Here is a 25,043-nt window from a genome sequence, read left to right as displayed (position 1 = left end):
ACCACCACGAGAAGATGAACGGCACCGGCTACCCCATGGGCCTGGCCGGTGACGAGATCCCCGAGTTCGCCCGCGTGATCTCGGTGGCCGACGCGTTCGACTCGATGACCTCCACCCGCTCCTACCGGCCGGCGCTCAGCATCGACCAGGCCGTGGCCGAGCTGCGCAAGTGCGCGGGCGACCACTTCGACCCGGTGATGGTCGACGCGTTCCTGCGCGCACTGGACCGGCACGGATGGAACCCGCCCAAGCCGGTGGTGGTGCCTGCGGACGGGACGGCCGAGACGACGCGCCTGGATCACGACGACCCGACCACGCCTCTCGGCGCGTCCGACGGCAGCCGGTCGGCACGCCGCTGACCGCTTCCTACGGCCGGGCGCAGCGGGCCATCTCGCGCAGACCGTCCGCCAGCACGGTCGGCGGTATGGGGCGGGACTCCATGAGCACCGCGGTGTACGCCGCGGCCGCATGGACCATCGCCGCCACCTCCGCGGGGTCCTCCTCGAGCGCGTCCCGCGGCCCCTGCAGATAGGCGTGCAAGGCCGCCTCGGTGTCGACGCCGGCGACCTGGCCGAGCACCTCGTGCACGCGGACGTCGAGCTGCCGGGCGTCGCCGTACCCGGGGACCTGCCCGTCGGGGGTGCTGACGGCGATGCGCGTGGACGTCGCGAGCGCGCCGAGGGTGCGCAGCAGGCGACGGCGCCGGCCGTCGGAGATGCCGTCGACCAGTGCCTGGGCGCGCCGGGCGTCCCGGTCGACGTAGGCGGCGACCAGGCCGGCGGCCACGGCCACGGGTGCGGGTGCGTCGGTCACGGCATTGAGCGTGCCCAGCGGGGCGTGCCGCCACGCGGCAGGTGCGCATGGTCGTCCTGGAAACCTCACACCGTGAGGGGTTCCCTGGCACAGCTGCCCCGGTGGCGCCGCGCCGCGACGGCCACGCGGACGCATGACCACGGCCGTCCGGCAGGGCCCCACGAAGCCGCGCACGGTGACCGAACCCGACCGCCCAGGCAGCCGGCGATCGGACATGACTTTCCTCTCACCCGAACACCTCTGACTTCGGGGACGCTGGCCGCCCCGCACCATGGGGCAGATACCTGAACGTGGTCGGGGGCTGCCGCCACAATGGGCCGGGTGCTTCGGATGCGTCTTGCGACCAGCGCCGACCGGTCCCAGGTCGCCCGGCTGGTTGCGGCCCGGTGCGACTGGATGGAGCGGCGCGGGCTGCCGAGCTGGCGGGACTCGCTCGACGATCTGGTGGCCCAGTGCGACAACCCCGATGGGGACGTGTGGGTGCTCGACAGCGACGAGCACGGCGTCGTCGGACAGATGGTCGTGCAGGATCAGGGGCCGCCGTGGGGCTGGACGGCGAAGGAGCGTGCCGAGCCCGCGCTGTATTTGTCGGGGTCGGTCACCGATCCGGCCGTGCGCGAGCGGAGGCCGGGGACGGTGATGGCGTTGTGGGCGGTCGACCGGGCCGCCCGGCTCGGTGTGCCGTGGGTGCGGCGGCACTGCCACTTCCCCGAGGTGGCCCGTTACAACCGGACCCAGGGGTTTACGCTGGTGCGCACCGAGCAGCGGACGCACGCCCGGCTGTTCATGATGGCGCGGCGGGCCGAGCGGCTCGACCTGACCCGAGTGTTCAGGGAAGGAACACCCGCGCAGCCAGGTCAAGGGCGATGACCTCCGCCGTCGGGGATGCGGCCGATCTTCTTGACGTCGATGTGGACCAGGTCCCCAGGGTGCCGGTGCTCGAGGCGGCGGACGGGCTCGCCCGTGGCCCGGTCGCACACCGCCAGGGGCGCCTCACCGTGCCGGGTCAGGATGCGGTGCGCGGTGGAGGGCGCGATGCCGGTGCGGCCGGCTGGGCCCGGGCCGATGCGGTGGTCGCGCCGCAGGCGCACGACCTGTGCCTCGACGGCAGCGGGCGTCCGGCGCGGGCTGTGGTGAGGGCGGCCGGGTGCGGGCGTGCATGCCGGCGGCGCCCGGCTGCCGGTAGCGGGCGGCCCACTGTGCGGGGGCGCTGCGAGGCCTGGCCGTCCAGGCGATCGAGTTGGGGCATGAACGCGCAGGACTGCATCTGGCCGATGCCGCTGCCGACGGGAATCCGCGCCGACGCGCCCGTGCGGACCCGCGCCCAGATCATCGCGCCGCGACCCTGGCCGCAGCGTCCGGAGACCGGGCGCGAATCCGAGCGCCACTGCGCGCGGAAACCGACCTGAAGCGCGCCAACCTGCTGCTCGAGCAGGACCGGCCTGGGGCTACAGACGCGAGCCCTTCGAGCATCAGGTCGGGCTGGCCCTCTCCCGGCTCGGCCACCTTTGGAGCGCTGAGGAGCACCTCGCGGCCTCGGTCGGCTCACGCCGCCCCATGGAGCGGCGGGCCCGTGCGCTGATCGGCGCATGTCTGGCCCAGGCTGCTCAGACGCTGCTCGGCCTGGCAGACGACCTGTCCAGCCTCTTATCGGTGCGCGTGAGTATGCCCCTCAGGAAAAGCAAGACCGGGTGGGAGCAGTCCCACCGCGACGACAGCGTCCGTCAAGCCGGAGAACTCCTCGCCGGCGTTCTCCACCCCGTCAGTTGCGCTGCGGGGAAGAGCGGATTGCGGCGAGGAGGGGGCGCGAGCTCCGGGTCAACCTCGGGGCAGGGACCGGCATTCACCCGGGCGGCAGACGTTCGAGCCCGCCGGACGAACGGACGTGCGGCCGACGACGTACGTCCCGGTCCTAGACTGCGGACGGTGAGCACCGGCACCATCCAGCCCGACGCCGCGCTGCGAGGGCTGGTCGATCACCTCGTCGGCGATGGCGCCATCCGCACGCCCGCGATCGAGGCGGCTTTTCGGGCTGTGCCGCGCCACCGGTTCCTGCCCGGCACGCCGATCGCCGACGCCTACGCCGATCGAATCGTGGTCACCAGACGCGGCGGTGACGGTGCGCCCCTCAGCTCCGCGAGCCAGCCGACGATCGTCGCCTGCATGCTGGAACAAGCCCGCCCCCGACCTGGATGGCGAGTGCTGGAGATCGGCGCGGGCACCGGCTACAACGCCGCGCTGCTACGCGAATTGGTCGGCGGCACCGGCCAGGTCACCACGATCGACATCGACGAGGACGTGGTGGCCGCCGCCCGCCGCAACCTGGCCAGCACCGGGTACGACGACGTGCTCGTGCTGGCCGGCGACGGCGCGCTCGGCGCCCCCGAGCACGCCCCCTTCGACCTGATCATCGTGACCGCCGGGGCCTGGGACATCCCCGCCGCATGGTGGACCCAGCTCGCCCCCACCGGCCGCGTCGTCGTTCCGCTGCGCTGGCGCGGCCTCACCCGCTCCCTCGCCCTGGAGCACCAGCCCGCCCGGCCGGGCCGCGCCGCGTCGCTGACCTCTTCTTCAATGCACCTGTGCGGCTTCATCGCCATGACCGGCGGCAGCGACGGCGAACGCACCATCGCGCCGGCCGACGACGTCGTCCTGTTCGCCGACCGGGACCAGTCCATCGGCGGACAACTGCGGGGAGTGCTCGACACCACCCGCGTTGAAGCGTGGTCCGGCGTGGTCATCCCCGGCGACCAGTCGATGGAGGGCATCTGGCTGCGCATGTCCACCGTCGAGGCCGGCACCTGCAGGATCAAGGCCGCCCCCAGCGCCGTCCGAAGCGGCCGCGCCACCCCCGCGACCCCCGTCAACCCGGCACTGGCCGTGGACGACTCGATCGCCTACCTGGCGTCCCGCCGCGTCGCCGAAGGTGTCTCCCGCTGGGAGGTCGGCGCCATCGGCCACGGCCCTCGCAGGGCCGACCTCGCCGACCGCATCATCGATCAGATCCGCCGCTGGGCGGAGGATCCCGACGCCCAGCCGACCATCACCCTGTACCCGGCGGGCACTCCGGACGAGCAGATGATCGACGGGCTGATCATCGACAAGCGCGACAGCCGCATGGTTTTCACATGGTGATCGGTGCCGACCTGCAACTCGGCGGACACCGCAATCAACCGAAGTCACCAGACGCACGGGCCGAACCTTTCCGCGTGCGCGGGACCGACGATGACGCGGCCGTGCTGACGGCACTCACGGCAGGACCATCCCCGCGTGCGCGGGGCCGACGCCGAGCAGGTCTTGAGGTCGCCCTTGGGAGGGGGACCATCCCCGCGTGCGCGCGACGACGAGGCCCACTGCCGGACGTAGGCGCGGCGGGTGGGACCATCCCCGCGTGCGCGGGGCCGACGGCTGAGCCACGGCGCCGCCGTCGTGAGGTCTAGGACCATCCCCGCGTGCGCGGGGCCGACGGCGCGCCGTTTCGCGGCCAGGTCCCGGTCGGGGGACCATCCCCGCGTGCGCGGGGCCGACACTTGCTGACCTGCGAGTCTATGACGACGAGGACGCGTTTTCATTTAGTTGGATTTCTGGACGGTCTCGGGGTGCGTAGGGGGTTGGCGTGCATCGTGGGCATTGGCGCTGGCGGGCGTTCATCTGGTGGAGTTCTGTTGCCACCTGGCGGCCATGGCGTCGACTCGGGTGGCGTCGGTGATGCCTCGTTGCCGGTAGGGCGACAGGGCGGTGCGGATGGCGCGGACGGCGTTGTGCGCGCGGGCGGAGTCGACGCCGTGCAGGAGGTGCAGTGCGTCGGCCCAAATTTCACAGGCGGGTTCGATGTGGCCGCGTTCGGCGTACAGCTCGCCCAAGTCGCACATGTTGAGGGCGCGGACGCGGGGGTGGGTTGTGGGATTCCAGCGGCGTATCGACTCCCACATGTGTTCGTCGACGGCGGCGTCGCCGAGGGCGCGCAGCGCTTTGGCGGTGTGGGTGGCCAGTAACGCCGACGGGTCGCCCATTGCACCGGCCCACCATGGCCGTTCGGTCGGGGCGGCGGCGATACAGCGTTCGGAGGTCGTGAGGGCGCGGCGTGCGGCTCGGGCGTCGCCGCGTGCGGCCCGGGTCCGCGCGACGGCCAGGTGGAGCTGCCCGAGCGTTGCGGAGTCGACGCGGCCGCGCGCAGTGGTCAGGGCGGATTCGGCCAGGTCGACGCAGTGGCGGCCGTGCCCCAAGTCGATGGCCTGGTGCGCCATCAATCTGAGGATGAAGGCGGCGTGCGTGTCGTCGGCTGTGCTGGCAAGGTGCCAGGCGTGCTGGTAGTACCGCTGGGCCAGACCCTCGTGGCCGGCGTCGTGGGCTTTGAAACCGGCCAGGCGGGCCAGCTCGGCGACGGCGGCGAACATCTGGTCGCGCACGGCCTGGTTGGCGAATCGGCCGCGCAGGTAGGCGGTGGCGTCGCTGGCGAGGTATTCGGCGATGGTAGAGCGGCCGACCCGGCCGCCGAGGCGTTCGTCGGCGCGGGTGAAGGCGGCCAGGATGTCACGGACGGTGTGGACCTCGGCGATGCCGATGGTGCCGCCGCGCCAGGCCGCCTGCGCCCGCTCCGACAGCGGCGGGGCGAGCGCGGCGTGCCCCGGGGCGGGGACGGCCATGGCCGCGGGCAGGCGGAACACAAGGTTGCCGAGAAATCCGCGTCGGTCCACGTCCATCCTTCCGAGCTCGGCGAGGTCGGCCACGGGGTCGCCGGTCGCGGCCGGGATGTCTTCGGGGGAGCCTAGTCCCAGGTCCGCCGGAGTGATCAAGCGTCCGATGCGGCGGCTGAGGGCTTCGGCGAGGTAGGCGGCGGTGGCGGGCTGGGGAGGCGTGCCGCGCACCCAGTGGGTGATCGCGGCGGAGTTGGTCCGCAGATATGCGCCGTTCTCGGCGGCGACGGCCCTCACGCTGGCGGCCAGGGCGGTGTAGGACAGGCCGGCCTCGGCGATGGCCGCCACCAGCCGGTGGTTGCGGGTATTGCGCGCAGGCTCCATGGCGGGCTGCATCCCCGGCCGTTAAGCGCGCTACGCGTGTCCGGTGGCCGCGGCCTGTGGTGGCCAGACCTAGGCGCGCATTCAATCGTCTACAGGCCGCAGGCCCGCCGGGCGCGCCTTCGGCCGATCCCCGACCACCACACCACGACCCAAGGAGCAGGAATGCCCGCTGACATCGGTGTCAGGGCGCTGGACGCCGTCCGGCTGGCCGGGGCGTCCGACCTTGATCGCCTTGCCGTGGAGCGCGCTGTGAACGAGGCGGCGCTCGATCCTGCACGACTGCGTGCGGTGCTGGCCGAACACGCTCCCGGCCGGGTATTCGTGGCGGGCACGCTGGAGCGGCGGTTGCTGTTGCTGGAAGGCGGTGACACGCGGTGGGTGGCGGCGGACCTGTCAGGTCGACCGCACTCCACGCGCCGCTGGCCCGCATGGGCCGAGGGGCACGTCCAGCTGGAGGAGTCCAGCGGGTGGCTGTCGCCGGCCGACGTCGACCAGCATGCGGTGTTCCGGCTCAGCCGTCCGCGCATGCTGCTGGCGGCGCTGTACCACCCCGAGTACTTCCCGCTGCCCCGGTTCCCGCTCGGGATCAGCGATGTGGCACGTGCCGCCCGCGCGACGCTGACGGGCACGGTGCGGCTGGCGGACATGCAGCTCGGCGTGACACTGGAGGACCTGATCGGCCAGGTCGTCACGGACAGCCCGGACATCCTCGGCGTGTCGGCGACGTTCGGGCAGCACGATCTGCTCATCCGCCTGCTGGATGCGGCCTTCGCCGCCCCTCAGCCGCCGCTGGTGGTGGTCGGCGGGTCACTGGCCGCGCGCAACGAGGCCCTGCTGCTGGAGCGGTACCCACGGCTACTGGTGGCCCGCGCAGCCGGGGAGGCCACCGTCCAAGGGCTGATCGCCCACTGGCACGGCGACATCGAACTCGATCAGGTGCCGGGCCTGGGGTACCTCGGGGCCGCGCGGGGCGGCGGCCTCAACATCACCCTGCGCCGCACGGCCAAGCCCGCATCCCGGGACACGGCGGGCGACATCTGGCCAGAGCTCGATCTGCTACCCGCCACGTTCGAGCACCACGGTGTGGCACAGCTGGAGACCAGCCGGGGGTGCACGAACTACTGCTCGTTCTGCCCACGCGGCCACAAGGGCACCTGGTCAAGCGCCCCGGTGGAGGGTCTGGAATGGGTGCTGGCGGAGATGCGCCAGGTGTTCGACCGATACCCGGGACTGTCCCGCACGCTGTACCTGGTGGACGAGGAGTTCATCGGCCGCGGCCCGGACGCCGCCGCGCGGGCGCTGCACGTGGCCGAACTGGTACACCAAGCCGGGTTCGCCTGGGAGTCCAGCTGTCGCGTGAACCAGGTGGTGGACCCGGCCCGGGACGAGGCATGGCACGTCGAGCGCGCCGGCATGTGGCGCACCCTGGTGCGGCGAGGGCTGCGGCGGATGCTGTTCGGGGTGGAGTCCGGTGTGGACTCCATCTTGGAGCGGTTGAACAAGGAAACCACCGCAGAGCAGAACGCCCTGGCCATCCGAACGCTGTCCGCCCTGGGCGTCCCGACCCGCTTCACCTACATCACCTTCGACCCGTTGATGAGCCTGCAGGAGCTGAAGGCCAGCTACGCCTTCCAGGGACGCACGGACCTGCTGTTGCGGCCGCAGCCGGACATGCCGGCGGAAGCGATCGTGCACGGTGTGCGCGACGAGGAGTTCGTGGCCGAGCACGCCGCCGGACGCGCCTTCCACACCGAGATCTCCTACCCGCTGGTGTCGATGGAGTGCCTGATCGGCGCCGCCTACACGCGCAAGGTGCACCAGGCCGGGCTGGCAGGGACGGCACGGCCGTCGATGGGCCGCATCGACGCCCGGTACCAGGACTGGCGCATCGGCGTGGCCAGCCAGTGGGCGCAGCGGTGGGTGGACCGCAACTTCGCGCTGGACTACACCCTCAAATCGCTGGAGAAGGTTCTGGACGGCTCGTCACGACACCTGGTGCGCGGAGCCCGTGTGGTCCTCAAGGACGCCGCACACACGGTCCTCGGCGGCATGATCGAGGCGATCGACGCCCAACCGTACGACGGCAGAGCCCTCGACGTCACAGACCGGGAGGCCGGCCAGGAGGCACTGTCCGGGCATATCCGCGACCTGCTGGAGAAGGGGATCGACCTCTTGCGAGGACGCATGGACGAAACGGTGGCGCAGGTCGCCGGTGCGCTGGAAGCCGCGCACTCCCGCCTGCTGCGACGCGAGTACGACTGTTGGGAAGCCGCCACCGGATGGCGGCTGATCAACGCGGCGGACCCCTGTGGCACCTGAAGCCCGCCGCGCCTGGGCGAGGAGGCTCGCCGGAGTCTCAGGAGCCGCTCTTCTCCGGGATGGGCACCCAGTTGAACTCCGGGCAGAACCGCCGATAGGTCGTGAGTTTCCACGCGGCGTACTCCTGCAGCCTGCCGGCGGTGCGCAACCGGTGCTTGACCCAGGTGTGGCAGACCCGCTCCTCCAGGCTCATGGCCTGCTCGATCTGGTCGAGCATCCGGCAGGCCACCGCGAAGTCCTCCACCGTCAGGGCGCTCAGGTCGATCTCGACGCCGTCCACCTGGAAAGCGAACACCAGACGCGTGGTGGAGAACCGGGTGGCGCGTTCGCCGAGGAACCGGGCACGCCCGTCGAGCGCCTTCATCAGGACCCCGCGCTGCTCGACCGGGTAGCCGATGCCCAGATCCAGGTCCGAGGTCTCCAGGTTCAGCCGGGTGCCGAAGGAGCCGACATCGCGCGGCGTGTGTCCGGTCCACTCCTCGATCAACGCGGACGCTTCGGCGCGGACCCGGACGAGACGGCCGTCGTGCGCGCGCATGGCCGCGTAGAACCGCTCGGCTTGCTCGTACTCGGCAGGCGAAAGGTCCGTGCGATCGACCCAGCCCTTCGCCAGGATCGCGTCCAGGTCCAGGTCGGTGTGAGGATGTGGGTTCGTCACGGCGCACGACCCTAGCCCCAGCCGCATCACCATCACCCCGCCTTTACACAGAGAGGGACGAAAGAACGTGGCAGGCTCCCCTACCCGGCCACCGGGTAACACGTCACCGCGCCGCACGCTGACCGCAGGACTGACCGTGCACCCCATCGGAATCGGCTGCTGGGCCATAGGCGGTCCCGCCACCAACCTCGGCCTGCCGATGGGCTGGTCCACCGCCGACGACGCCGCCTCAATGCGCGGCCTGGAGACCGCCTACAGCCTTGGTGCGAACCTGTTCGACACAGCGGACGTCTACGGGCACGGCCACTCCGAACGCCTACTCGGACGCCTGGTGGCCACCGTTCCCCGCGACAGCATCGTCCTGTCCTCCAAGGTCGGCTACTACCGCGGCACCGCCGTCCACGCCTACCAATCCGCGCACATGCGCCGCCAACTCCACACCACCCTGGAGAATTTGCGAACCGACCATCTGGACATCTACTTCCTGCACAACGCCAACTTCGGCCCCCACGACCGCTACCTAGAGCCGGCGATCCAGCAGATGCGCGCCTTCCAGCAGCAGGGGCTGATCCGCGCGGTGGGAATGCGCGGACCGCACCGATACGCCACCGACCGCCTCACCGTCCCCAAGCAACAGCGCGAAAACAAACACGCCCGCTTCCGGTACCTCTTCCACAAGGTGCGCCCCGAGTTCCTGGCCGTCCGGTACAACGCCCTCACCCCACCTCCGCCCGTCGGCCAGCAGGACATCTTCGCCTTCGCCGCCGAGCATGGCGCCAGCGTCCTCATCAACAAACCCCTCGCCCAAGGCCTGCTGACCGGCAAATACGACCCCGACAACCCGCCGGCCTTCACCGAAGGCGATCACCGGCTGCGTAAACGCTGGTTCACCCGCGACGCGCTGACCGCCATCCACCAGGGCCTGGCCCCCTTGCGCGAACGTTTCGGCTCTTCGACCGGTGACCTGGCCCGCGTCGCGCTCCAGTACTGCCTGCAGCGCGCCGACAACGCCGCCGTCCTCGTCGGCTTCACCACCCCTGAACAGATCACCCAGAACCTGGCCGCCATCGACAGACCGCTCACCACCGAAGACCTCGCGTTCGTCCGCGCCACCACTCAACGACTCCACCAACGCCTCGACAGCCTCGGCGAGGTCTTCATTGATGAAGAACAGAGGCCACGCTCATGACCGCCGACCAGCTCGCCCTCCTCGCCCGCACACCCTCACATCGGGCGTCCACCACCACGGCACGGGTAATCGTGTTCAACGCCCAGCACGCCTCACCAGCACGCGCCCGCCGCCAAGCCGCCTGGCTGGCCGACCAGCCGACCGCCGACCTGTTAGTCATCACCGAGGTCGGATCCGGTCCCGGCGGCGACGCCCTCACCACCGCCCTGACCGACCACGGTTACGCTTCCGTGCTCGCCCCCCAACCCGCGGGCCGCGATTACCGCACTGTGCTCGCCTCCCGCAGTGTCGAACTCACCCCGGTCCCCAGCGGCGTCACGGTGCTGCCGCACCGCGCCCCCTGTGCGACCGTGTACATCGGTGGCCACCCGATCACCCTTTTGGGGCTGTACGTCCCCTCGCGAGGACCACAACAGCGTCGTAACCAGGACAAGCGCGCCTTCCAAGAGGCCGTCTCCGCCGCCCTGCCTGAACTGGTCGCCAACTGCGACGGTCCCCTCGTCGTCGCAGGAGACCTCAACGTGCTCGAACCCAACCACACCCCGCATCACAGCGTCTTCGGCGACTGGGAGTACGACTTCTATCGTTCCTTCGCCGCCGCCGGACTCACCGACGCATTCCGCCACCTGCACCCGCAGGCCGTCGAGCACTCCTGGTTCGGCCGGTCAGGCAACGGCTATCGCTTCGACCATGCATTCATTACCACCCCGCACCGCGAACGACTGCTGTCCTGCGACTACCTCCACCAACCCCGGGAACTCGGCCTCACCGACCACTCCGCCCTCGCATTGCACGTCACCTGTGCCGAAGACCACCCCTGACGCATCGAAGGTGCCGCCGGGCGGCGCGTCAATCGCGCCGGGACACCTCGGGCTGAAAAAGCCCAAACCTTGCCGCGTTCGCCAAACCAGACACGTCGAGCATCACCGCACGACACGAGTTGCTCAGATCACACCGCGTCGCGCCGAGCACGGAGCCACCCCCGCGTGCGCGGGGCAGCCCCAGCTTTGATCAGCGCCGACAGCGCCACTGAGCCATCCCCGCGTGCGCGGGGCCGACACGATCCGGTACATCGCGGAGACGTTGGAGCGGGGACCATCCCCGCGTGCGCGGGGCCGACGTGTCGAGGGTGCGGATGGTGAGGATGTCGAACGGACCATCCCCGCGTGCGCGGGGCCGACCAAGAACGGAGACGCCTGATGGCCACCATCCGAGGACCATCCCCGCGTGCGCGGGGCCGACGACGCCAGGGATTGGGTCATGTGGCCAGCGTGGGGACCATCCCCGCGTGCGCGGGGCCGACTCCTCGTACCCGGCGGGCAGCGGCGTCAACAATGGACCATCCCCGCGTGCGCGGGGCCGACGCGAGCAGCTGCCGGACCTCGGCCGCGCAGCCGGGACCATCCCCGCGTGCGCGGGGCCGACCAGGTCCCACCCGCTCTGCCCGTGTGGGTGACGGGACCATCCCCGCGTGCGCGGGGCCGACGAGGTGGCGTCGATGACCCACCGGCCCGCCACTGGACCATCCCCGCGTGCGCGGGGCCGACACTTGCTGACCTGGGAGTCTATGCCAACGCGGCCCAGTTTTTATTTAGTTGGATTTGCAAACCCTCGACGGGGGCGGCAGCCTCGCAGGTACCACCGTGTAGAAGTTCTGGCAGCATGAGGCGGCGATGGACACGCCCCGTGAGCCGTACTGGTGCGACCCGCACCCTGCCGACGTCGATCTGCTGCCCAGGGACGGGCGTCGTCACCTCGGGGTTCTGGAGCGGGTCGTGCGCAGGCAGGGGAACCGGCCCGCGGCAATCCGCCCGCATGTGGCTGTCGCGGCGGGGTCGGCGTCGCTTTTGGCGGCCATGTCGACGGCGCCGTCGTCGAGCTGGGTGACGATCGCTCGGTCGTCGTTGACGGCCTGCCACCACCGGTCGGGGTCGGCGGTCCGGTCGATCCAGGAGTCCGGGTCGTCCACGACCGCGCCCACCAGGGCGATGTCCGGAACGAACAGGTGCCGGGGCACCGCCGAGATGAGGCTGTCGGGCACGAGGACGTCACCTCCGGCAGGGAGCGGACACACCGAAGGTATCGAGGGCTGGTCCTGCCAGAAGGTGCTGTTTCCCTTCCCGGGCTCTGGCGGCCCGTGACGCAGCCGGGGCGGCGGTCGCCGCCGGGGGCCGCAGGCGGGTTGGACGGGCTGGCCTTGTCGTGCTCGCCCGTGTCGTTCACGACTGGTCGGTGACGTTGTCTGCGCTCTCGGCATGTGGCGCGGCCGGCCCGTCCCACTCGTCGATGCCGGGTGGCGACGTCGTCGGCGAGGGCGGCAGCGCGCGGGCCATGACCGATAACGCCGATCTCCCAGTACCGGCCGTCTTCGCCTTCGCGGACGGTCAGCTAGGCCAGGGTGTCGTTGTCGAGCGCCGCCATGGAGCCCCAGGCAAAGTGCGGGGTGACCCCGGGGCGTCGGCCGGGCATCCGGGACAGGCCGCCTGGCGGGACGCATGCCGGCCACAGGTAGAGCCACTGCCAGGGCGAGCCCTTGCGGCACGCCGGTGCAGACCTTGTGGGACGGCTGGTCCGAGACGGTGCGCATCGCCTCCCGGTCCACGTGCTGCTCGCTGAAGGTCTCCCGTCAACAAGACCGGCATAGACCCCGCGCGTCCCACTCCACCAGGCTGTTCCGCGTCGGCCGGGCGTGCCTGAGCCCGGGCCGGGGGCGGCCCGGGCTCAGCGGTGTCCGGGGACGTGGTCAGGGAGCGGCGATCGCCTCCAGCACGTCCTGGCGGGCGGCGCGGCGGGCCGGGAGGAGGCCCGCCGCCAGGCCGGCGACGGTGGCCACGGCGACGACCAGCGCAAGCCGGCCGACGGGCAGGACCAGGGGGATGCCGCCGCCGGGGGCCAGTACGGCGACCGTGGCGGCGCCGAAGGCGATGCCCAGGGACAGGCCCAGCGTCACGGCCAGGGCCGCGATCAGGACGGCCTCGCCGCGGATCATGTGACGCAGCTGGGCGCGGGTCATGCCGACCGCGCGCAGCAGGCCGATCTCCCGGGTGCGTTCGAGGACGGACAGCGCCAGGGTGTTGGTGATGCCGAGCAGGGCGATGGCGATGGTGAACATCAGCAGGACGGTCACCAGGCCGAGAACCTGGTCGAGGGTCTTGGTGCGTCCCTCCACGGCGGCGGCCTGGTCACGCAGGTCCGCGGTCGGGAAACCGGCCAGCGCGGTCTGCAGGGCCTTGCGGGCGTCGGCCTCGGTGACGCCGCCCGCGAGCCTGAGGAAGACGCTGGCGTCGACGTCCTCGGCGAAGTGGCGGGCGAAGGTGTCCAGCGAGATCACGTAGTCGGTGGACAGGGCCTGGGCGTCGCGGTCGCGCATCAGCCCGACCACCGGCAGGTGCTGGACGCCGGTGCGGGGAAAGGTCATCGTGATCCGGTCGCCGACGCGCAGGCCGTGGCTGCGGGCGGCTTTCTCGGTGAGGATGATGCCCCCGCCGTTCAGAGCGTCCAGGCTGCCGGAGACCAGCTTCAGCCTGGTGACCCGCGGCAGCGTCACCGGGTCGACGGCGGTGAGTGCGGCGGTGGCGGCGCCGTCCTTCCAGTGGCCGTAGCGCAGCCGGGACGCCACCGCCACCTCAGGGAGTTCGGCCAGGTGGTGGTGGACGGCCGGGGGCAGGCCGCCGAGCATCTCGCCCCGGGCGCTCTCCACCACGTAGTCGGCGGTGATCACCTCGGTGTAGGACCGTCGCAGCGAGTCCTTGGCGGACGCGGCGACCACTGTCATGAAGCCGATCAACGCCAGGCCGAGGGCCAGCGACAGCACGGTCGCGGCGGTGCGGCGCGGGGCGCGGGCCGCCGACCGGCGCGCCAGCCGTCCCGGCACGCCGAACGCGCCGAGCGGACGGCCGATGACACGGGCCAGCCGGGGCGCCAGCACCGGGCCGAGCAGGGTGAGCCCCACGATGGCGCCGGACGCGCCCGCCCCCAGCATCGCGATCGAGCCGCGTCCGGTCAGGACGAGTACCACGGCCAGCCCGCTCGGCACGGTCACGATCAACCCGGCGGCGGTGCGCAGCCGTCCCCCTGCGGCGGGCGAGGAGGAGTGCCGCATCGCCTCGACCGGCGCCACCCGGGCCGCCCGGCGGGCCGGGCCCACCGCGGAGACCACTGTGACCAGCACGCCGACGGCCAGCGCCGCCAGCACGGTGCGGGGCGCCACCACCATGCCGCCGTCCGACAGGACGACGCCGAAGGCCCCGGCCAGGTCGCGCAGCCGGCCCGCCAGGGCCACGCCCAGCGCGATCCCCGCCAGCGACGCGGTGACGCCGACCAGCAGCGCCTCGCCGAGCACGGAGGCCAGGATTTGCCGTCCGGTCGCCCCGACGGCGCGCACCACGGCCAGTTCCCGCACCCGCTGGGCGACCACGATCGAGAAGGTGTTGGCGATGAGGAACGCGCCGACCAGCAGGGCCGCCGCCGCCAGGGCCAGCAGCATCACCTGCAGGTAGGCCACCTGGTCCTTGGCCGCGTCCGCACCGGCCGCCGCCAGGTCCCGGCCGGTGGTCACCTCATGTCCGGCGCCGAGGGCGGCGGCGACGCGGTCCCGCAGCTGCTCGTCGGTGACGCCGTCGTCGGCGACGACGGCCACCTGCGAGACGGACTCGCCCAGGTCGAGCAGGAACTGGGCGGTGGGCAGGGCGACGAGGGCGACCGTGGCGTTGGGCATTCCAGGCTCGTCACCGAAGCCGGCCAGGCCGACGACCCTCAGGTCCATGCTGCGTTCGGCCTGCACGGTGACGGTGTCGCCGATGGCGATGCGGTACCGCTCGGCGGTGGCGGCGTCGATGACGACCTCGTCTGTGGCGTCCGGCGCGGAACCGGCGCGCAGTGTGAAGGCGCCGAAGGGTTCGGGCGCCCAGGACGAGAGCAGGGACCGACCGGACGGGACGGCGGCCTTGCCACCGGCGATGATCAGCCCCTGGCCGCCGGCCATCGGACGGGCCTCGGCCACGCCGGGCACGGCCCGGATCCGGTCGGTGGCCGTGGCCGGCAGGGGGTCGCGCTCCACCTCGACGCCCATCGCCGAGTCGAAGGCCGCCGTGCGCCGCACGGTCAGGTCCACGCCCGCCGTCGCGGTGCGGAACTGGTCGTCCAGCAGCTTGCGGGAGGTGTCGGTGAGGACCAGGCTGCCGGTGGCGAAGGTGACGCCCAGGACGACCGACAGCATGGTCAGCGCCAGCCTGCCCCGGCGGGCCAGGGTGTTGCGGAGGATCAGCCGCCACATCGTGATCACTTCGCCTTCGGGGTGTCGGCGGGCGCGTCCAGGCGCGCCATGCGGGACAGGACGGCCGCCGCGGTCGGCTCGGCGAGCTCCCCCGCCGGACGCCCGTCGGCGAGGAAGAGCACCCGGTCGGCGTGGGCGGCGGCCCCGGGGTCGTGGGTCACCATGACGATCGTCTGGCCCAGGTCGCGGGCGGCGTGGCCGAGGAACTCCAGCAGCGCCTCCCCGGTGCGGGAGTCGAGGTTGCCGGTGGGCTCGTCGGCGAAGACGATCTCCGGCCGGGTGATCAGCGCCCGGGCCACCGCCACCCGCTGCTGCTGCCCGCCGGACAGCTCGGCCGGACGGTGCCGCAGCCGCTTCGCCAGCCCCAGGGTGGCGACCAGTTCGTCGGTCCACTCCCGGTCGGCGCGGCGCCCCGCCAGCGTCAGCGGCAGCGCGATGTTCTCCGCCGCGGTCAGGGTGGGCACCAGGTTGAAGCTCTGGAAGACGAACCCGACCCGCTCGCGGCGCAGCAGCGTCCGCCGCCGCTCGTCCAGCCGGGTCAGGTCGGTGCCGCCCAGCAGCACCTGCCCGGAGTCGGCGGTGTCCAGCCCCGCCATGACGTGCATCAGGGTCGACTTGCCGGATCCGGACGGCCCCATGACGGCGGTGAACCGGCCGGCGTCGATCGAGACGGTGGCGCCGTCCAGGGCCCGGACGGCGGTGTCGCCGCGCCCGTAGACCTTGACGACATCGCGGGCCTGCGCGGCGACGGTCGGCCGCGCCGGGGCCGGTGCGTCCGTGAGGGTTGCGGTCACGAGAGGCTCCTTCGGTTCGGGGGAAGCGCAGACGCGGCGTTCGCGTCGACGTGGAGCCTCGCCCACGGCCCTGTCCGCTCCCTGGCCGCCCGCTGGCCGGACCCGGGCCGCCCGCCGGGCAGGACGGGCAGGCCGGACAGCGTGCGGACAGCGCCCCGCCAGCCCGCTCGGCCAGGCTCGACCTCATGGCAGAGGAGCACCGGCAACCCGCAGAGCAGGAGATCGTCATACCGCGGGGGTTGTGCCGACGCTGCGTGCGCCTCGTCAGCCGCCGGGTCAGCGACGTCCCGGGCGTCGTGTCGCTGCGGGTCGACGCCGCCCTGGGCCTTTTGCACGTGTGGGGGGACGCGGCCCCGGCGGCGCTGCTGGAAGCGCTGCGCTCCGCGGGTTTCTCCCGCCACCGATGCGGCGACGTGCGGCGCTAGCGGAGGCTAGCGGGCGGCGGCGGCCATGGTGCGGGCGTGCTCGGCCTCGTCGGGGCGGCCGGTGGCCTCGGCGGTCTCGGCCATCAGCGTCCACAGCTGTGCGCGGGCCCAGGGGAACTCGCGGTCCTCCAGCAGCTTCAGGGCGGTGCGGCACTCGTCGGCGGCGGTCTCGGGGCGGCCGCCGGCCATGGCGATGCGGGCGCGGCCCCAGGCGGCCCATGCCTGGCAGCGGGGGTTGCGGACGCTGCGGGCGACCTCGACGGCCTCGGCGAGCAGCGGGATCGCCGCCTCCGTCTCGTGCAGGTCCAGGCGGGTGTGGGCGAGGTGGACGAGGGCGAACGCCAGGCCGTGCGGGGACCACCGGGCGCGTGCGTCCTCGACGGACTCCTCCAGCACGGCCAGGGCCTCCTCCCGCCGGCCGGTCTGCCGCAGCGCCACGCCCAGGTGGGCCAGGATCGCGCCGCCCATGAAGTGGTCGCCGGCCGCCAGCATCAGGTCATGGCAGCGCCGCCACTGTGCGGCCGACTCGGCGAACCGGCCCAGCCGCAGGTACAGCAGGGCCTCCACATAGTGGGTGATCGCCCGCCACCAGCCGCGGTCGTCGTCGCCGAGGACGGCGCGGCTGTGCTCGATCATGGCGTGCTGCCGCTCGGCGTCCCCCCGGTACTGGCCCTCCCAGGCGATCACCAGGCGCGAGACGGCCGCGTTCTTGTCGTCCCCGAGTTCCTCGAACAGGGCGAGGCTCTCCCGGGCGGCGGCGCGCGACCGGGGGGTGGGGTAGTAGACGTGGAGCAGGCCGATGCCCTGCAGGGCCAAGGCCCGGGCGGCGGTCGTGCCCTTGCCGGCGTCCACCAGGGCGGTCAGCGCGCGGACTCCCTCGTGACGCGCCCCGTAGTTCCAGAACCCGATGAGCGCGCAGGCCAGCCGCAGGGCGGGGCCGGGGTCGTCCTCCGCGCCCTGCAGCGCGTGGTCCATCGCCGCGCGGAGGTTGTCGTGCTCCTCCTTCAGCAGCGTCCAGGCGTCGCCGTCGAAGCGGACGCGGGGGGAGTGCTCCTCCGCCAGCCGGGTGTAGTGGTCCAGGTGCCGTCGCAGGACGGCGTCGGTCTCGCCCGCCTCGGCGAGCCTGGCCGCCGCGTACTGGTGGACGGTCGCCAGCAGCCGGAACCGTCCGGCGGCCGGGTCGGGGACCACCAGTGACCGGTCGATCAGCCGGAACAGCAGGTCGGCCACCTCCTCCGGCCCGATGTCGGCGAACCCGCAGACCGCCTCGGCCGCCGGCAGCGTCCAGCCGCCCCGGAAGACCGCCAGCCGCCGCAGCAGCCCGCGTTCGGGCCCGGTCAGCAGCTCGTGACTCCAGTCGAGCACGGCGCGCAGCGTGCGGTGGCGGGCCTCGCTGGTGCGCGGGCCGCCGGTCAGCAGTGAGAACCGGTCCCGCAGCCGGGCGGCGATCTGCGCGGGCGGCAGCGCCTTCACCCGGGCGGCGGCCAGCTCGATGGCCAGCGGCATGCCGTCCAGTTCCCGGCAGATGGAGCCCACCACCGCCGCGGTGGCGTCGTCCATGGTGAAGGAGGGGTTCACGGCCCGGGCGCGGTCGAGGAACAGCCGCACGGCGGCGGCCTCGGCGATGGTCTGGGGGTCCGCGGCCTCGTCGGGGACGGCGAGCGGGCTGACCGCGATCTGCAGCTCCCCGGGGACGGCCAGCGCCTCCCGGCTGGTGGCCAGCACCCGCAGGTCGGGGCAGCTTTGGATGAGCCGCTCGACCAGGGCCGCGGCGCTGTCGACGACGTGCTCGCAGTTGTCCACCACGAGCACGGTCCGCGCGCCCGCCAGGTGCTCGGCGATGGCCTCGGCCGATATCGCGTCCGTCTCCCCGGTCGCCCCGAGCTCGGCGGCGAAGTGCGCCGTGACGTCCGCACCGGGCGGGAGCGCGGCCAGCCGGACCAGATGCACCCGGGCGGCCAGTTCCGCGTCCGCCCGGCGGGCGGCCTCCAGCGCCAGGGTGGTCTTGCCCACCCCGCCCGGACCGGTCAGCGTCACCAGGCTCGCCTGCCGGAGGTGGTGCAGCACGGTGGCGATGTCGTCCTGCCGCCCGACGAGGGACGACAGCCGCCGGGGCAGCGCCACGTCGTGCCGTGCCGCGTCCGCGCCCCCGCCGGCCGCCTCGGCCGGACGGGCGGCGGGCCGGCCCGGGCCCGGCGCGGGCGCGGCGGACGCCCCCGCGCCCGGCGCGGGCGTCACGGCGCCGGACGGCGGCCGGGGACCGCCCTGGGCGGCGGGGTGCCGGCCGGCAGGGGGGACCTGCTGGCGGAGGATGGCCTCCGCCAGGGCCTGCAGGTCCGGGGACGGGTCGATGCCGAGGTCCTCCAGCAGCCGGTCGCGCAGGGCGCGGTGGACGTCCAGAGCGTCCGCCTGGCGTCCGGCCCGGTACAGGGCGAGCATCAGCAGCCGGTGCGGGCGCTCGCGCAGCGGATGGGCCGCGACGAGCCGTTCCAGGTCGGCGACGGCCTCGTGGTGGCGGCCGAGCCGCAGCAGCAGTTCCAGGCGGTCCTCCACGGCGCCGAGCCGCAGCTCCTCCAGGCGGGTGCGTTCGGCGCGGGCCCACTCGGTGTCCCCGGCGTCGGCCAGCGCGGGGCCGCGCCACAGTGCCAGCGCCTGCTCGTAGGAGGCGACCGAGGCGGCGGTCTCGTCGGCCGCCGCCTGGGTGCGGGCCCGGCCCGCCAGCTGCTCGAACCGGTGGGCGTCGACGGAGTCGGCGGCGACCGCCAGCCGGTAGCCGGGCGCCCGGGTGACGAGCACCTCGCCGTCCGCCCCGGCGCCCGCCAGGGCCCGGCGCAGCTTGGACACCCGGATCTGCAGGGCGTTGGCGGCGTCCGCCGGAAGGTCCTCCCCCCACAGCGCGTCGACCAGCTGCTCGACCGACACCACCCGGCCGGGGGCCAGCGCCAGCCGGGCCAGCAGCGCCCGCACCGACGGCGGCAGGCGGACAGCGGGCCCGCCGGACACCCGGACCTCGACCGGGCCGAGCACCCCGAAGGTCGCCTCAGCCATACCGCATCCAGTTCGGGCGGGACGTCCGTCGCATGCCGTTCCTCGTTCTCGCCACCGTCACCCGATGCCGACCGGCCGAGTGTGCAGGCCATGCTAGGGCACGCCCAACCGTGTCACCTGCGCGGATGGGGCGGAAAAGCCGGATGCTCCAGGATCCGCCCGAGCCCGCCGAACCGCGCCGCGCCCCGCGCGGCGGGGCCGGTCAAGCAGGACGGCCCGGCCGAGGACGGGCCGGGCCGCGAGCGCGTGCGCGTCAGGCCGGGGCGGGCCGGGCCGATCGCGCGGCGGGCGTCGAAAGGAGCAGGTCGGCGATGGTCTTGGCGTCGCGGGCGACCCAGCCGAGGACGGCGGAGCCGCGGGTGCGCTGCCAGGGAAGGCCGAGGAAGTACAGGCCCGGCCAGGCCGTCACGCCGCCCTCGTGGACCGGGGCGCCGGACTCGTCCAGGACCGGCACGTGCAGCCAGGGGTAGTGCGGGCGGAACCCGGTCGCCCACACCACCGCGTCGACGCGGTGGCGGGCGCCATCGGCCAGGACGAGTTCGCGGTTGTCGGCGCCGACGGCGCGGTCCAACCGGGTGACCCGGCCGAGAAGGTGCTTCAGGTCGGTGCCGATGATGGTGTTCTGCGCCTTGAGACGGCGTCCCAGCAGGCTGTCGCCGCTCAGCCGCATCGTGCCCAGACGGGAGAACCACCAGAACACGTCCCGGCCGAGCAGGCGCTGCGGCAGGGCCGAACCGAGCGCGGCGGCCGACAGCGCGACCCGGCGGCCGTGGTCGGCGAGTTCGCCGGCGATCTGCACGCCGGTGTTGCCGCCGCCGACCACCGCCACGTTCCCGTCGGGAAGCTGCGCCGGGTTGCGGTAGCCGGTGCTGTGGAGTTGGACGACGTCCTCGGCCAGGTCGGCGGCGAAGCCGGGGACGCGGGGGGTGTGGAAGGCGCCGCTGGCGATCACGACCCGGGCGGCGGTGTAGGACGCGGCGGAGGTCTGGACCTCGAACCCGCCGTCCGGGCCCGGGTGCACGGCCTCGACGCGGGAGTTCAGGTGCATCGGCAGGTCGAAGTGCGCCGCGTACCGCTCCAGGTAGTCGGCGACCTCGTCCTTGCCGGGGTGCCCGTCCGGGTCGCCGGGGAAGGGCAGGCCGGGCAGGGCGTCGTAGCGGCGGGGGGTGAACAGCGTCAGGGAGTCCCAGCGCCGCCGCCACGACTCGCCCACCCGGGGGTGGGCGTCGACGATGGCGAAGTCCAGGCCGGCGCGGCGCAGGTAGTGGCCCAGCGCCAGACCGGCCTGGCCGCCGCCGATGATCAGTGTGTCGAGGGGGGCGTTCACGGTTCGGCTCCTTGGGGGTACGCGGGCGGGGAGGGCCAGGCGACCGTGGTCCGCCCGGCCCGTCCGTCAGAATCCGTGGGTCTGCGTCGCAGGGGTCAGACGGCGTCGTAGCCGGCCTCGCGGACGGCCCGGCGGACCGCCGCCTCGTCGGCCTCGCCGGTGACCCGCACGGTCTGACAGGCCAGGTCCACCTGGACGGCGGTGACGCCGGGGACCGCGCCGACCTCGGCGGTGATGGCGTTGACGCAGTGGCCGCAGCTGATGCCGGGGACGGACAGTACGAGCTCGTTCATGGCTTTCTCCGCGTGTTCTCAGACGGCCCTGGGCGGACCGGCACGGCTGAAGGGTCTTGCCGGTGCCGGGGAGCGGCTCTCCGGCGGGATGCGAGGCAGCCTGCACGGCGGCGCTGTCCGCCTCCTGTCGGCCGTCCACGCCCCGGGCCCGACGCCCGGACAGCCAGTGGGCAGCGGGCGGACAGGGGGCGCCGCGACCGTCGTCGCCATCGGCTCGCGCGTCGCGGGCCGCCTGCGATGAGGAGAACGGCGATGAGCACGACGACGGCGATCTCGTGTGCGTTCGACATCGGCGGCATGACGTGCGCGTCATGCGTGCGCCGGGTGGAGAAGGCGCTGACGCGCGTGGACGGCGTCGAGACGGCGGAGGTGAACCTGGCGACCGAGGTCGCCACGGTGACCTACGACCCCGGACGCGTCACCGTCGAGGAACTGACCGCTGCGGTGGGCAGGGCCGGCTACACGGCGACCGTCCGGCGGAGGGCCGAACAGCAGCCGCCCTCCCCGCACGCCGAGGACGACCAGGCCGGAGAGGAGGAGGGCGCCCGCGAACTGGCCGTCCTGAAGCGGACCTGGCAGGTCACGCTGGCGGTCGGGCTGTCGATGATGGCGCTGATGTACCTGCCGCTGCCCATCGACGCGATGGACTGGCTGATGCCGCTGCTGCTGGTCGTCGCCACCGTCGTGCAGTTCGGGGCGGGGCGGCCCTTCTACCGCTCGGCGTGGGCGGCGGCCCGGCACGGCGCGGTGAACATGAACACGCTCGTCGCGCTGGGCACCACCGTCGCCTACGCCTACAGCGCGTTCGTCACCCTCTGGCCGGCCCAGGCCGAGAGGTGGGGCCTGCCGCTGCACGTGTACTTCGAGATCTCCGTGGTGGTCATCGCCCTCGTCCTCACCGGGCGGTGGATGGAGGCGCGCGCCAAGCGGCGCACCGCCACGGCCATCAGGACCCTGCTGGGCCTGCAGCCCCGGACCGCCCGGGTGCTGCGCGGCGGCGCCGAGGCCGAGGTGCCGGTCGAGGACGTGGCCGTGGGCGACCTGGTGCGGATCCGCCCCGGTGAGAAGGTGCCGGTCGACGGCGTGGTGACCGAGGGCTCCTCCACGCTGGACGAGAGCATGCTGACCGGCGAGAGCATGCCGGTGGCCAAGGGCGCCGGGGACGTGCTGATCGGGTCCACCATCAACCGGACCGGCTCACTGGTGATGCGGACCACCGCGGTCGGCCAGGACACCACCCTGGCGCAGATCGTCCGGCTGGTGGCCGACGCGCAGGGCTCCAAGGCCCCGATGCAGCGGCTGGTCGACACCATCTCGGCCTGGTTCGTCCCGGCCGTCATCGCCGCCGCCGCGCTGACCTTCGCGGCCTGGGCGCTGTTCGGCCCGGAGCAGGGACGGCTCACGCTGGGCATCGGCACCGCCATCGCGGTGCTGATCATCGCCTGCCCGTGCGCCCTGGGGCTGGCCACCCCCACCGCGATCATGGTGGGCACCGGGAAGGCCGCCGAACTGGGCGTCCTGATCTCCGGCGGCGACGCCCTGGAGCAGGCCCGCCGGCTCACCACCGTCGTGCTCGACAAGACCGGCACCATCACCACCGGCCGTCCCGAGGTCACCGTGGTCGAACCGGCCGACGGGACGGACGCCGGCCGGCTGCTCGCCTACGCCGCCGCGGCCGAGACCGGCTCCGAGCATCCCCTCGGTGAGGCCGTCGTCGCGCACGCCCGCGGCCTGGACCTGCCGGCGGCCGAGTTCTTCCAGGCGGTTCCCGGGCACGGCGTCGAGGCCCGCGTCGCCGGGGTCGCCGTCGCCGTCGGAAACGCCGCGCTCATGCGCCGCCACGACGTGGACGTCACCGCGCTGACCCCGGTGGCCGACCGGGTCGCCGCAGGCGGCGGCACCCCGATGTACGTGGCCCTCGACGGGCGGCTCGCCGGGGTGATCGGCGTGGCCGACACCATCAAGCCCGGCGCCCGCGACGCCGTCGAGCAGATGCGCGCCCTCGGGCTGGACGTGCGGATGCTGACCGGCGACAACCGGGTGACCGCCGAGGTGGTCGCGCGGCAGGTCGGCATCGAGCAGGTCATCGCCGACGTGCGGCCCGAGGACAAGGCCGCCCGGATCGCCGCGCTGCGCGAGGGCGGCGCGGTGGTGGCCATGGTCGGCGACGGCATCAACGACGCCCCGGCGCTGGCCACCGCCGATGTCGGCATCGCCATCGGCACCGGCACCGACGTGGCGATCGCCGCCTCCGACATCACCCTGGTCGGCGGCGACCTGCGCGGCATCGTGGCGGCGATCGCGCTGTCCCGGCGCACCGTCCGGACGATCAAGCAGGGGCTGGGCTGGGCGTTCGGGTACAACGTGCTGCTGATCCCGGTCGCGGCGGGCGCGCTGTACCCGTTCGGCGGCGTCCTGCTGAACCCGTCGCTGGCCGCCGCCGCGATGGCCATGAGCTCGGTCAGCGTCATCACCAACGCGCTGCGGCTGCGCGGCTTGCGCCGTCCCGAGACCGCGCGGGCCCTGCGTCCGCGGCTGCGCGGCGCGCTCGCCGATTACGCCTACCTGACCGGCGTGGCCGTCCTGGCGGTGGCCCTCGGCACCGGGCTCACCGCGCTGAGCCGCACCGACACCGCCCAGCGCGGTATGAACGGCGTGCTGGGCTGGGTGCAGGACACCGGCATGCCGATGCGTCCGGCCATGAGCACGATGATGACCACCGAGAGCGAGCCCGTCCACGCCGACGACGCCGGGCTCAAGGTGGACTTGGACGTGCCCGCCGGCACCGCTCCCGGGCGTCCGGCCGACCTGCGCATCCGCGTCAGCGACGCCGCGACCGGCCGTCCGGTCGAGGACGTCGGGCGCAGCCACCAGGCGTGGATGCACGTCATCATCACCCGCGACGACCTGGGCACCTTCGCCCACATCCACCCCGAACCCGGCGGCCGTCCCGGCGAGTTCACCGTGGCGGCGACGTTCCCCACCGAGGGCGCCTACACCGTCCACACCGAGTTCCGCCGCAAGGGCGAGATGACCGACGTCGTCGAAACCCGGCACGTCACGGTCGGCGACCCGGCCCGCGCCCCGCGGGAGAAGGCGGCCGTGTCCTCGCGCGAGCAGGTCATCGGCGGCGTCCGCATCACCCTCGACGGCGACGCCCGGACCGGCGACAACCGCTTCACCTACCGCTTCGCCGACGCGGCGACCGGCGCCCCGATCCGCGACCTGCGCCCCTACCTGGCCGCCGCCGGTCACGTGGTCATCAAGCCGGTGCACGGCGACGGCTTCGCCCACGAGCACGCCGAGGCGGAGGACGAGCAGGGCCGCCCGGTGTTCGCCCTCCCCGGCCAGTCCTTCGGCCCCGAGCTCGACCTGCACGCGGACCTTCCCCGCCCCGGCCTGTACCGCCTGTGGGGCCAGTTCCGCACCGCCGACGGCCGCATCCTCACCAGCACCTTCACCGTGCAGGCCCGCGAGGCCGCCTGACCGCCCCCACCGTGACGCACGACGACCGCGTGCGTCACGGTGGGTCAACTCGACCGGAAACCATCCCCGCGTGCGCGGGGCCGACTCGGCCAGCCCGGCCCAGCGGCGTTCGACCCGCGGATCATCCCCGCGTGCGCGGGGCCGACGGGTAGTGGTGGTTCATGTAGTCCATGTACTCGGGACCATCCCCGCGTGCGCGGGGCCGACGTACTCCTGGACCTGGTACCAGTAGCGCGGCCAGGACCATCCCCGCGTGCGCGGGGCCGACCGACGCTGGTGACGTCTGCGGCCGCCGGTCCGGGGACCATCCCCGCGTGCGCGGGGCCGACAGCCGTCCCTCCTGAGCGAGTCCGTCAGCTCGAGGACCATCCCCGCGTGCGCGGGGCCGACCTCAG

At 73.3% G+C, this 25,043-nt stretch carries 18 protein-coding genes, 1 pseudogene and 2 CRISPR repeat arrays (1 of these 21 cut by a window edge); of the genes and pseudogenes, 9 read left to right on the top strand and 10 right to left on the bottom strand.

Annotated elements, in window-relative coordinates; translation table 11 throughout:
* On the top strand, positions 1–359 hold a 359-nt coding region (locus QSK22_RS25265; RefSeq protein ID WP_285496850.1), incomplete at its 5' end, for an HD-GYP domain-containing protein.
* Between the two features lie 7 nt (positions 360–366).
* On the opposite strand, the gene QSK22_RS25260 is transcribed toward QSK22_RS25265, so the two are convergent.
* A complete protein-coding gene (locus QSK22_RS25260) occupies positions 367–813 on the bottom strand; it encodes a hypothetical protein (protein WP_285496849.1) in 447 nt (148 codons plus the stop codon).
* Between the two features lie 330 nt (positions 814–1,143).
* Here QSK22_RS25260 and QSK22_RS25255 point away from each other — a divergent pair, with 330 nt between their 5' ends.
* Positions 1,144–1,683 carry a GNAT family N-acetyltransferase gene (locus tag QSK22_RS25255; protein ID WP_352231480.1) on the top strand — a complete coding sequence of 180 codons (540 nt, stop codon included), beginning with the start codon at positions 1,144–1,146 and terminating at the stop codon, positions 1,681–1,683.
* Here QSK22_RS25255 and QSK22_RS25250 read toward each other — a convergent pair.
* Positions 1,677–1,955: pseudogene (locus QSK22_RS25250) on the bottom strand (IS481 family transposase); the annotation flags it as partial. The gene QSK22_RS25255 and the pseudogene QSK22_RS25250 overlap by 7 nt on opposite strands.
* Before the next feature lie 105 nt (positions 1,956–2,060).
* Here QSK22_RS25250 and QSK22_RS25245 point away from each other — a divergent pair.
* Complete coding sequence (locus tag QSK22_RS25245; RefSeq protein ID WP_285496855.1) at positions 2,061–2,222, top strand: hypothetical protein; 162 nt, start codon at positions 2,061–2,063, stop codon at positions 2,220–2,222.
* Between the two features lie 517 nt (positions 2,223–2,739).
* Positions 2,740–3,948, top strand: coding sequence for a methyltransferase, FxLD system (gene fxlM / locus QSK22_RS25240; RefSeq protein WP_285496847.1), 1,209 nt, complete (start codon positions 2,740–2,742; stop codon positions 3,946–3,948).
* A 512-nt stretch (positions 3,949–4,460) separates the two neighbouring features.
* On the opposite strand, the gene QSK22_RS25235 is transcribed toward fxlM, so the two are convergent.
* On the bottom strand, positions 4,461–5,834 hold the full coding sequence (locus QSK22_RS25235) for an NsdA family TPR-like regulatory protein (protein WP_285496846.1): 1,374 nt from the start codon (positions 5,832–5,834) through the stop codon (positions 4,461–4,463).
* Between the two features lie 162 nt (positions 5,835–5,996).
* On the opposite strand from QSK22_RS25235, the gene QSK22_RS25230 reads away from it, so the two are divergent.
* Positions 5,997–8,153, top strand: a complete 2,157-nt coding sequence (locus tag QSK22_RS25230; RefSeq protein ID WP_285496845.1) for a B12-binding domain-containing radical SAM protein — start codon at positions 5,997–5,999, stop codon at positions 8,151–8,153.
* 37 nt (positions 8,154–8,190) lie between these two features.
* Here QSK22_RS25230 and QSK22_RS25225 read toward each other — a convergent pair whose 3' ends face one another.
* Positions 8,191–8,811: a hypothetical protein gene (locus QSK22_RS25225; RefSeq protein WP_285496844.1), complete on the bottom strand. Its 621-nt coding sequence runs from the start codon at positions 8,809–8,811 to the stop codon at positions 8,191–8,193.
* A 136-nt stretch (positions 8,812–8,947) separates the two neighbouring features.
* Here QSK22_RS25225 and QSK22_RS25220 point away from each other — a divergent pair, with 136 nt between their 5' ends.
* Together QSK22_RS25220 and QSK22_RS25215 are read left to right on the top strand one after the other, a co-directional pair.
* Positions 8,948–10,000 carry an aldo/keto reductase gene (locus tag QSK22_RS25220; protein ID WP_285496843.1) on the top strand — a complete coding sequence of 351 codons (1,053 nt, stop codon included), beginning with the start codon at positions 8,948–8,950 and terminating at the stop codon, positions 9,998–10,000.
* Positions 9,997–10,821 carry an endonuclease/exonuclease/phosphatase family protein gene (locus QSK22_RS25215; protein ID WP_285496841.1) on the top strand — a complete coding sequence of 275 codons (825 nt, stop codon included), beginning with the start codon at positions 9,997–9,999 and terminating at the stop codon, positions 10,819–10,821. Before QSK22_RS25220 ends, QSK22_RS25215 begins: the two co-directional genes overlap by 4 nt.
* Positions 10,822–10,973: 152 nt before the next feature.
* A CRISPR array of direct repeats spans positions 10,974–11,547; the repeat unit is 28 nt; unit sequence GGACCATCCCCGCGTGCGCGGGGCCGAC.
* Positions 11,548–11,750: 203 nt separating this feature from the next.
* On the opposite strand, the gene QSK22_RS25210 is transcribed toward QSK22_RS25215, so the two are convergent.
* From QSK22_RS25210 to QSK22_RS25200, 3 genes are all read right to left on the bottom strand, one after another.
* Positions 11,751–12,041, bottom strand: a complete 291-nt coding sequence (locus QSK22_RS25210) for a hypothetical protein (protein ID WP_285496840.1) — start codon at positions 12,039–12,041, stop codon at positions 11,751–11,753.
* A gap of 702 nt (positions 12,042–12,743) precedes the next feature.
* A complete protein-coding gene (locus QSK22_RS25205; protein ID WP_285496853.1) occupies positions 12,744–15,275 on the bottom strand; it encodes an ABC transporter permease in 2,532 nt (843 codons plus the stop codon).
* A 5-nt stretch (positions 15,276–15,280) separates the two neighbouring features.
* Positions 15,281–16,069 carry an ABC transporter ATP-binding protein gene (locus QSK22_RS25200; RefSeq protein WP_285496839.1) on the bottom strand — a complete coding sequence of 263 codons (789 nt, stop codon included), beginning with the start codon at positions 16,067–16,069 and terminating at the stop codon, positions 15,281–15,283.
* 185 nt (positions 16,070–16,254) lie between these two features.
* On the opposite strand from QSK22_RS25200, the gene QSK22_RS25195 reads away from it, so the two are divergent.
* Complete coding sequence (locus tag QSK22_RS25195; protein WP_285496838.1) at positions 16,255–16,494, top strand: heavy-metal-associated domain-containing protein; 240 nt, start codon at positions 16,255–16,257, stop codon at positions 16,492–16,494.
* A gap of 6 nt (positions 16,495–16,500) precedes the next feature.
* On the opposite strand, the gene QSK22_RS25190 is transcribed toward QSK22_RS25195, so the two are convergent.
* From QSK22_RS25190 to QSK22_RS25180, 3 genes are all read right to left on the bottom strand, one after another.
* Complete coding sequence (locus QSK22_RS25190) at positions 16,501–19,542, bottom strand: AfsR/SARP family transcriptional regulator (RefSeq protein WP_285496837.1); 3,042 nt, start codon at positions 19,540–19,542, stop codon at positions 16,501–16,503.
* 253 nt (positions 19,543–19,795) lie between these two features.
* Positions 19,796–20,869, bottom strand: coding sequence for a flavin-containing monooxygenase (locus tag QSK22_RS25185; RefSeq protein WP_285496836.1), 1,074 nt, complete (start codon positions 20,867–20,869; stop codon positions 19,796–19,798).
* 95 nt (positions 20,870–20,964) lie between these two features.
* Positions 20,965–21,162, bottom strand: coding sequence for a heavy-metal-associated domain-containing protein (locus tag QSK22_RS25180; protein WP_285496835.1), 198 nt, complete (start codon positions 21,160–21,162; stop codon positions 20,965–20,967).
* Positions 21,163–21,414: 252 nt separating this feature from the next.
* On the opposite strand from QSK22_RS25180, the gene QSK22_RS25175 reads away from it, so the two are divergent.
* A complete protein-coding gene (locus QSK22_RS25175) occupies positions 21,415–24,648 on the top strand; it encodes a heavy metal translocating P-type ATPase (RefSeq protein ID WP_285496834.1) in 3,234 nt (1,077 codons plus the stop codon).
* A gap of 57 nt (positions 24,649–24,705) precedes the next feature.
* Positions 24,706–25,043: a CRISPR direct-repeat array (repeat unit 28 nt; unit sequence GGACCATCCCCGCGTGCGCGGGGCCGAC); it runs 361 nt beyond the window's last position.

The organism is Actinomadura sp. NBRC 104425 (assembly GCF_030269545.1).
Lineage (GTDB): Bacteria > Actinomycetota > Actinomycetes > Streptosporangiales > Streptosporangiaceae > Spirillospora > Spirillospora keratinilytica.
Note: the sequence above shows the minus strand (reverse complement) of the source record. Positions and strands in the feature narration are given on the sequence as shown.